12 protein-coding genes are annotated in these 8,215 nt (G+C 49.5%); all 12 read left to right on the top strand.

Annotated features, from left to right (window positions below):
* The first annotated feature begins 48 nt into the window (after positions 1 to 48).
* The 12 genes from ABOC97_RS23740 to ABOC97_RS23685 all read left to right on the top strand — a co-directional run bounded on the left by ABOC97_RS23740 (position 49) and on the right by ABOC97_RS23685 (position 6,941).
* Positions 49 to 462, top strand: coding sequence for a hypothetical protein (locus ABOC97_RS23740; RefSeq protein ID WP_349602302.1), 414 nt, complete (start codon positions 49 to 51; stop codon positions 460 to 462).
* 98 nt (positions 463 to 560) lie between these two features.
* Positions 561 to 1,424, top strand: coding sequence for a GTPase family protein (locus ABOC97_RS23735; protein WP_248180109.1), 864 nt, complete (start codon positions 561 to 563; stop codon positions 1,422 to 1,424).
* Between the two features lie 96 nt (positions 1,425 to 1,520).
* Positions 1,521 to 2,345: a DUF932 domain-containing protein gene (locus ABOC97_RS23730; protein ID WP_191220474.1), complete on the top strand. Its 825-nt coding sequence runs from the start codon at positions 1,521 to 1,523 to the stop codon at positions 2,343 to 2,345.
* A 208-nt stretch (positions 2,346 to 2,553) separates the two neighbouring features.
* The gene (locus tag ABOC97_RS23725) at positions 2,554 to 3,264 is read left to right on the top strand and encodes a DeoR family transcriptional regulator (protein WP_349602300.1); all 711 of its coding nucleotides are present in this window, start codon (positions 2,554 to 2,556) and stop codon (positions 3,262 to 3,264) included.
* A gap of 25 nt (positions 3,265 to 3,289) precedes the next feature.
* Complete coding sequence (locus ABOC97_RS23720; RefSeq protein ID WP_116541151.1) at positions 3,290 to 3,397, top strand: DUF4339 domain-containing protein; 108 nt, start codon at positions 3,290 to 3,292, stop codon at positions 3,395 to 3,397.
* A 159-nt stretch (positions 3,398 to 3,556) separates the two neighbouring features.
* A complete protein-coding gene (locus ABOC97_RS23715; protein WP_008783819.1) occupies positions 3,557 to 4,624 on the top strand; it encodes a hypothetical protein in 1,068 nt (355 codons plus the stop codon).
* Positions 4,625 to 4,751: 127 nt separating this feature from the next.
* On the top strand, positions 4,752 to 4,979 hold the full coding sequence (locus ABOC97_RS23710; protein WP_370655833.1) for a DUF905 family protein: 228 nt from the start codon (positions 4,752 to 4,754) through the stop codon (positions 4,977 to 4,979).
* Between the two features lie 85 nt (positions 4,980 to 5,064).
* On the top strand, positions 5,065 to 5,523 hold the full coding sequence (locus ABOC97_RS23705) for an antirestriction protein (protein ID WP_174349104.1): 459 nt from the start codon (positions 5,065 to 5,067) through the stop codon (positions 5,521 to 5,523).
* Positions 5,524 to 5,531: 8 nt separating this feature from the next.
* Complete coding sequence (locus tag ABOC97_RS23700; protein WP_058649301.1) at positions 5,532 to 6,014, top strand: JAB domain-containing protein; 483 nt, start codon at positions 5,532 to 5,534, stop codon at positions 6,012 to 6,014.
* An 8-nt stretch (positions 6,015 to 6,022) separates the two neighbouring features.
* Positions 6,023 to 6,244 carry a DUF987 domain-containing protein gene (locus ABOC97_RS23695; protein WP_174349103.1) on the top strand — a complete coding sequence of 74 codons (222 nt, stop codon included), beginning with the start codon at positions 6,023 to 6,025 and terminating at the stop codon, positions 6,242 to 6,244.
* Between the two features lie 17 nt (positions 6,245 to 6,261).
* Positions 6,262 to 6,579 (top strand): type IV toxin-antitoxin system YeeU family antitoxin, encoded by a 318-nt coding sequence (locus tag ABOC97_RS23690; protein ID WP_174349102.1) that lies wholly within the window; start codon positions 6,262 to 6,264, stop codon positions 6,577 to 6,579.
* Positions 6,580 to 6,599: 20 nt separating this feature from the next.
* Entirely contained in the window at positions 6,600 to 6,941 is a 342-nt protein-coding gene (locus tag ABOC97_RS23685) for a TA system toxin CbtA family protein (protein ID WP_174349101.1), read from the top strand.
* Positions 6,942 to 8,215: the final 1,274 nt, after the last annotated feature.

Below are 8,215 nucleotides of genomic sequence, written 5' to 3'. Positions count from 1 at the left end.
GCGAAGGTGAGTTGATGGCTCATGATGTCCCTCTGGGATGCGCTCCGGATGAATATGATGATCTCATATCAGGAACTTGTTCGCACCTTCCCTAAATACTTGGCGGATTATCAGTGGGTGATGTCTTACTTCGATAAGAACAAAATGATTAATGGTAATGTTGATTTTTGGTTTGAAAAAAATTTGAATCTGAAAGTTCATTCAATCTTTGATCAATGGGTTGAGAATAAATCCGATGCTGAAGGTGAATTGTTTATTATAAAAACAAAAAAAGCATGGGGTCAGAAAAAATTCAGAGATAGTGTTGCAAACAAAAAAGTTCTCAATACCTATATTAGCAAAGACAGTAAGAGACAGCTTGATTATCTAGCAAGCCAAAATGAAATGAAAATCAATGAATTGATTGAGATGCTGATCAATGATGCATACGCAAAAGCTAAACTGAAAAGTTGGGAGAATTAAAAAAGATCACAGATATATATCATCACTCTGAACATACCCCATTAACGGCAGAATCTCGTGGTTCTGCCGTTTTTGTATTCTTTTTCGGAGGAGCAGTAATGAAACAAATTGACGGTCTGCAGTCACTGCAGCAACCGCTTTCCGGCCTGCCCCAGTGGGTCTCTGAACGCATTCTGCAGCAGATAAATCAGTTAACCCACTACGAGCCAGTAATAGGCATTATGGGGAAAACCGGCGCGGGCAAGAGCAGTCTGTGCAATGCGCTGTTTGCCGGGGACGTTTCACCGGTCAGCGACGTGGCTGCCTGCACACGCGAACCCATGCGCTTTCGCCTGCAGCTCGGCAAACGCTTTATGACAATTATGGACCTACCCGGTGTTGGAGAGTCTGAACTACGGGATGCTGAATATGCCGCACTCTACCGTGAACAACTTCCCCGGCTCGACCTGATGCTGTGGTTGATCAAGGCCGATGATCGAGCGCTGGCGGTGGATGAGCATTTTTACCGGGAGGTGATTGGTGAGGCATACCGGCATAAGGTGTTGTTTGTTATCAGTCAGTCCGACAAGGTTGAACCCACCTGCGGTGATGAAAAGCTGTCTACAGAGCAGAAACAGAATATCAGCCGAAAAATCTGTCTGCTGCATGAGTTGTTCCAACCTGTAAACCCTGTCTGTGCGGTGTCGGTACGTTTGCAGTGGGGGCTGCGGGTGATGGCTGAACGGATGATTCGTTGCCTGCCACGGGAGGCCAGTAGTCCGGTGGCGGTACAGCTTAGTGTTCCACTTCGTACCGATGCCGTTAATAAAAAAGCCCGTGACGATTTTGGTGAAACAGTCGGCTCGGTACTGGACACAATAAGTTCCATGCCACTGATACCGCCCCCAATACGGGCAATCATTCAGGCTGCACGCGACACCGTGGTATCGGTCGCTCGTGCTGTCTGGAATTTCTTCTTCTGAACACTTAACCCTTCTAACCCGTAGTTTCCTGAGCCCTGTCGCGATTGAGCGGCAGGGCTTTTCTGTCTTTATTTTCCCATCATGAGGAGTCTGCTTATGACCCGTCTGGCCTCGCGCTTTGGCGCAGCAAACCTTATTCGTCGTGACCGCCCGTTAACCCGTGAAGAGTTGTTTCGTGTGGTGCCCAGCGTATTCAGCGAGGATAAACACGAATCCCGCAGTAAACGTTATACCTATATTCCGACTATCTCCCTCCTGGACAGCCTGCAGCGCGAAGGCTTTCAGCCATTCTTTGCCTGTCAGACCCGGGTACGTGACCCGAATCGTCGGGAACACACAAAGCACATGTTGCGTCTGCGCCGGGAGGGACAGATCACCGGTAAACAGGTCCCGGAAATTATTCTGCTCAACTCCCATGATGGCACCAGCTCGTATCAGATGCTGCCGGGATTATTTCGTGCGGTATGCCAGAACGGCCTCGTCTGCGGTGAGTCGTTTGGCGAGGTGCGGGTGCCGCACAAAGGGGATGTGGTGAGTCAGGTGATTGAAGGGGCGTATGAAGTGCTGGGTATTTTTGACCGTGTGGAAGAAAAACGTGATGCCATGCAGTCGCTGATGCTGCCCCCGCCGGCACAACAGGCTCTGGCACAGGCTGCACTGACGTACCGCTTCGGTGAGGACCACCAGCCGGTGACAGCACCTCAGATACTCTCCCCACGCCGCTGGCAGGATGAGAGCAATGATCTGTGGACCACATACCAGCGTATTCAGGAGAACCTGATTAAGGGCGGGCTCAGTGGACGGAGTGCGAAAGGCGGACGAACGCATACCCGTGCGGTGCGCGGTATTGACGGTGATGTGAAGCTCAACCGGGCTCTCTGGGTGATGGCGGAAGCGATGCTGAGTGGGTTTCAGTCCTGAGCTTGTTATCAATATGTTGGGAAGGGACACTCCTTGTCCGTTTTACCTCCATTGGATTGAGTGTTTTATCACCGCATTCCACGGAGTACCGCGTCGGGCCTGCCTCCGGTGGCAGATAAAAAATAGTTCATTCCATGTCCATACCCTGTCCGCCCCCCTCTTTAGAATCATTTCATATTCAGTCAGTTAATTATTACGGAGATCCGAGATGACACAGGCAGAGCGCCGTCATGACCGGCTGGCTGTCAGGCTGTCACTGATAATCAGCCGCCTGGTTGCAGGTGAAACGCTGAACATGACGCGGCTGGCTGCGGAGTTTGGTGTGTCAGTCCGTACCCTGCGACGGGATTTTCGCGAACGGCTGATGTACCTCGACCTTGAGTATCGACGGGGGCAATGCCGCCTGCGCAGTACCGGTGGAGGCGTACAGGGCGAGCTGGATGCGCTGACCTTTGCTCACAGGGCAGGACTGGCCGATATCTTTCCGGGGCTGGACCGGCGTCTGGCGGGCATGCTGCTCACTGCAGGAGGGATGCCGTGTCTGGTATGGCAGCCGCCACAGTCTGTGTCCCCGGTCATCTCACTGGTGTTCTACCGTCTCGTCAGTGCCATTACCGCCTGCCAGCGGGTACTAATGCTGGCCGAGGGAGAGCGCTGTGACGGGCTGGCTCCGTACCGCCTGATATCACTCGATGGCTGCTGGTACCTCACTGGTGAACTTAACGGGCATATCACCGTGCACCCTCTGGCGACCATCCATGCGGTGACAGTCCTGAACACCACTTTTACCCCGCGAAAACGTCTCAGCCAGCTAACCACACAGGCGGGCTTTATCCGGGCTCTTCCGCACTTCAGCTGTATCCGCGAAGTCCTGTCTCCTGGTCCCTCTGAGGAGATGCCGGACAACACACTAATTTAATAACCTCTGTTAAGAAGGAAAAGCAATGACCTGGCATTACGAGAAAAATGGCATACGTTACGGCAATATGACCAAAGACGACCTCATCGGCCTGATTTTACGCGGTGAAGCGAACGCTACCGCACTGGTGTAATGGCATTAACTTAAGGAACAGAAATCAATTTCAACAACGCTCATGGTAACTGTACTGAATCGAAACGACTATCCAACGTAACTGCCATATTTAAGTTAGCCAGGATGTTTGCCGATAGTTATTAACTGATGTTTTTTTAAATTTTCAAAGAGGATAGCTGTGAAAATATTATTGATTGTCCTGACTCTATGTTTGAGCTTTAGCGTTAAAGCCACCCCGATGGAGGCTGCTGCCAACTGCACCGATAATTGCCCTTATCCTAGCGAGCTGTACAAATCAGACAAAGCATTTGCGGATGCCTTAGCCGGGAACTTGCGTGCTATTGGGATTAAGGACGCTTTTACCAGAACCGGCGCGCTTAATGGCACTGAATCGCCGGTAAGCTCGTATCAATATAAAGGCGATACCGTGATTACCGGCTCAATTTGCGCCAGTGACTGTTTTACCCACTTCAATTTCATCTACAACGTCGTTACCAAAACAGCCGCATCTGTATATATCGAAGGTGATAAAGCTACTTTGATGGGTAAGCCACCAGAGGACGTTACTAACTTTCTGCTAAAAGATGAAAATATTGCCACCACAACTATCGCCCCTTTAGCACCAAAGGGACCATCTGAGAGTGGAGAAAATTCAGACAAAACTATCTGGGAACTAAAAGACAAGAGCGGGCGGCTGTTGGGGGATGTGTGCGCTGGAAAACCGGGTACCTGCGCCATCGTAATGAACACGACAAACCTCGTGGCCGTAGTTAATCATAAATCTCTCAACGGATGCGCCATGGGAGATTTCTACGTCGTAAGTAGACCTGAGCAGTTTTGGAGTCAGTACGATACAGGCACCTGCAGCAGAGACGCCTATTTTGCTGAAGGGACAATGAATAATGGTCAATATCGTACAATCGATGTTCACCTTAATGGAGAACTGGTCAAACGTTTCCCAATCGAATACTGGTCATTGGCAAAATCCTTTTCCGGCAGTAACCGTCCGAAATGGAAGGAAAAGGAATATGGTAGAGGTTCTATTTACCAAACTAACGAAGAGCCGATGGAGAAACCAACTTACACCCCAGAGGAATTGGAAAAAATGGAGGCTGCGCAAAAAATGGGGGGGCGTGGTTTTTCTGGTACCTCAAACGACATTAATCAAGCTGTAAACGATGCCGGTGGGATTATGAATTATATAAAGAAGACAACAGGAACAGATAAAGATCAGACACAAAAATAATCCGCCTCACTACCATGTAAGCGCTCTATTTTTGGGCGATTAGAAATTGAGAATCAAGGTACTTAGCTTAGCCCCTGTGCTCATGTTGCGGGGGTTAATTTTACTTAAAGTCTATGTGAAAGCAGAAATTATTTTTTCCTTCACGCAAATCATTCATCCAGTAGCAGCTGAAGTTGTTAGTTACCTGAATAACAACATGCCCCTCGAAGATTGCAAGCATATCCACTTTAGCCCAGCGATTCGCTGTTCTGAAAGCTGGATGGTCTGGCGGGCGTGGTGCTTTGAACCGGATGCCGGTGAAGGGCTTAACCGTTATATTCTGCAGTATGGCATCCTCAGAGCATCCTCCTCCTGACCACACCCATTCATCATCCCTGCATGTCCTTTATTTCCCATACGCCAGCCATCGTCGCTGGCGTTTTTATTGACGGAGAATATCCATGACGACACAAACGCAATGCAAATTGATGTCCGCTAATGAACCTCAATTTGACCTTACTGCATCACCAGTACCTGACGAGCAGCGTCTCGATTTCTGGCCGCTGCACTTTGGTGCTATCACACAGTGGATAACGCTGGAACCCCGTATTTTCGCCTGGATGGACCGCTTCTGTGATGAGTACAGCGGTGGTATCTGGTCCTTTTACACGCTCAGCAATGGCGGCGCGTTTATGGCTCCTGATGCTGACAGTGACGATAAATGGCATCTTTTCAACAGCATGAACGGTAATGGTGCGCAAATGAGCGCAGAAGCCGCAGGTATTGCTATCTGCCTGATTGAATACAGCCATCACGCCTGTCGCACCGAATGCGATGCCATGACGGAGCACTATTACCGCCTGCGGGATTACGCCCTGCAGCACCCTGAATCCCACGCCATTTTTCGCATTATTGATTAAGGATATTCATGATAGAACAGTCACTTATCCCACAGGCTCCGGCACTTCCACTGACCGCACAACGTACGGTAAAACGCGCCTTAACCCTGCTTGACCGACACCTGCGCGAAACAGGCGTGGCATTTACCTCCACTCAGGCTGCCCGTGACTGGCTGAAACTGAAAATGGCGGGGCTGGAGCGCGAAGAGTTTATGGTGCTGTACCTGAATCAGCAGAACCAATTGATTGCCCATGAAACCCTGTTTGCCGGTTCCATTAGCAGCACCGAGGTACATCCCCGTGAGGTGGTCAAACGCGCCCTGTACTTCAATGCAGCAGCAGTGATACTGGCGCATAACCACCCCTCCGGCGATACCACGCCCAGCCAGGCAGATAAGACCATAACGCAGCGTCTGGTGCAGGCGCTTCAGCTCGTTGATATCCGTGTGCCTGACCACCTTATCGTCGGTGGTACGCAGATATTGTCGTTCGCTGAGCATGGTCTGCTTTGAGGTATTACATGAAAATTATCAGTAAACGCCGGGCGATGACAATTTACCGTCAGCATCCAGCCTCACGCATTTTTCGATACTGCATCGGCAGATACCAGTGGCACGGCAGTGTCTGTCATTACATCGGTAAGGTAGTTCCTGACATTCCCGGCGTGCTGGCGGTATACGCCGAACGCCGCCAGGACCGCAATGGACCTTATACCTGTCTGATGAGTATCACCCTGAACTGACAATAAAGAGGTTATAAATGAGCAATCCCACATGGGGCCTGCAGCGGGATATCACGCCGTGCCTGGGAGCACGTCTGGTGCAGGAGAGCAACCGACTGCACTATCTGGCTGACCGGGCAAGTATCACCGGTAAGTTTAGTGATGTCGAAAGCCTGAAGTTGGATGTCGTATTTCCACATTTTATCAGCCAGATGGAGTCGATGCTGACCACTGGTGAAATGAATCCTCGCCATGCCCACTGCGTCACCCTGTATCACAACGGTTTTACCTGCGAAGCCGATACCCTTGGCAATTGCGGCTACGTATACATCGCTGTTTATCCCACTCAACGCTAACTAATTTCACGAGAGCAAGCATGAAAACTCTACCTGCAACAACTCAGCAGGCGGCGAAGCTATGTCTGTCGCCTGTGGCTGTCTGGCAAATGCTGCTGACACGTCTGCTGAAGCAACACTATGGTTTGGCCCTGAACGACACGCCGTTCAGTAATGAAACGGTTATTCAGGAACACATTGATGCCGGTATCACGCTGGCCGATGCCGTTAACTTTCTGGTGGAAAAATACGAGCTGATTCGAATAGATCGCAAAGGATTTAGCTGGCAGGAACAATCCCCTTATCTCCGGGCTGTCGATATCCTGCGGGCACGACAGGCAACTGGCTTGTTACGAAGAAACTGTAATAACTCTGCGTTGTGAATATTGCGAACTATCTCCCGATTTACACCGCCGATCTTTGTTCCTTGTTTACTCATTGCATAATGCGCCTGCTGGTACTGGTGGGTGCGTTTACTTTTTTACGGAAAAAATACCATGCAAACTGAAGTCGTAGTTTTAACCGACCGAAATATTATCCGGAGATGCTACCTCCCGATAATAAAAAACGCCCCAGGCTGAAATGATGCAATCGGGTATAATCACAGCGCCATCTTTGAGTTGGTTTATGTGCTGCGTTAAGCGCTAATTTTTGAAAGAAAATAGTTGAGTATATAACTGAGTATATATCATCAATGCATTAACAATTAATAACTTGTAATTCAGTTGATTAACTTTGAAATTCGAGTCCGGCCTTCGCACCATAAGAAATGCAATCAAGTTGCTTAAGGGCGGCTTTTTTTGTGTCTGAAATCCAGTATCCGCAAGGCTTTCCTCGCTTTTTCAGCCGACATAAGTCAACCTGATGAAATCTAAATCAAATTGTTAATGTGAACATAACTGCTGGTATATCGCGGTTCGATAATGTCTGGATCATCACGGGGCTGACATACGCATCACTAGATCCGCACCAAGGTGATCTCCGCTTCCGGCCACACCTCATCCTCACGGTTTAACAGTTCACCTTCAAATCTGTAGCAGAAGCGATTACCCGATAAGTCGATATAGCGTTCCGATGTTATAGCGCAGCAACTTTATAGTCATCAGCTTGCGCAAGGGTTGTTGCGACAATCTCGGTGATGTCAGGAAATGCTGTTCGAGGGTAGACGTAAATATCGACTCACGCTTTGTGGATAGTGAACTGGCAGAGAATATTGAGTCCGATCGTCGGGAGTGGATGCGGAACTCTATAATGTATGGCTGACGACGGGCTGGGGCTGCATTCTCCTTTTGTGTTTAGCAGCCTGATGCTTTCCGGTTTGCATGGGGCCTCACACTATAACCGGCGGCAATTACCGATTACGTGATGGTCTTCCTTTATATGATCGTGCCAGTGGAGGGGGATCTCGTCGTGGTCGGCCATTTTCAGTGTGCCCGCAACTAACGAAGCCGTAGATCGCGTTCTTTTTCCCTATATATAGAAGGGCGCAACACGCAGCCAACCACAATGTTATTCCAGATTTGTGGATAACTTTGTGAGTAAATGGGTATAAGACGGGGTTTTGCTGGGGATTGCAGCAGTCAGTCATTTTTCTGCAATTTAGCTATTGCGGGCTGCGAGAAACTCCCTATAATGCGGCCCCACTGAGACGGAACAA

Origin of the sequence: Kluyvera huaxiensis, assembly GCF_040149365.1 — a bacterium.
GTDB classification, from domain to species: domain Bacteria; phylum Pseudomonadota; class Gammaproteobacteria; order Enterobacterales; family Enterobacteriaceae; genus Kluyvera; species Kluyvera intermedia_A.
This window is presented reverse-complemented; position numbering and strand designations above follow the sequence as displayed.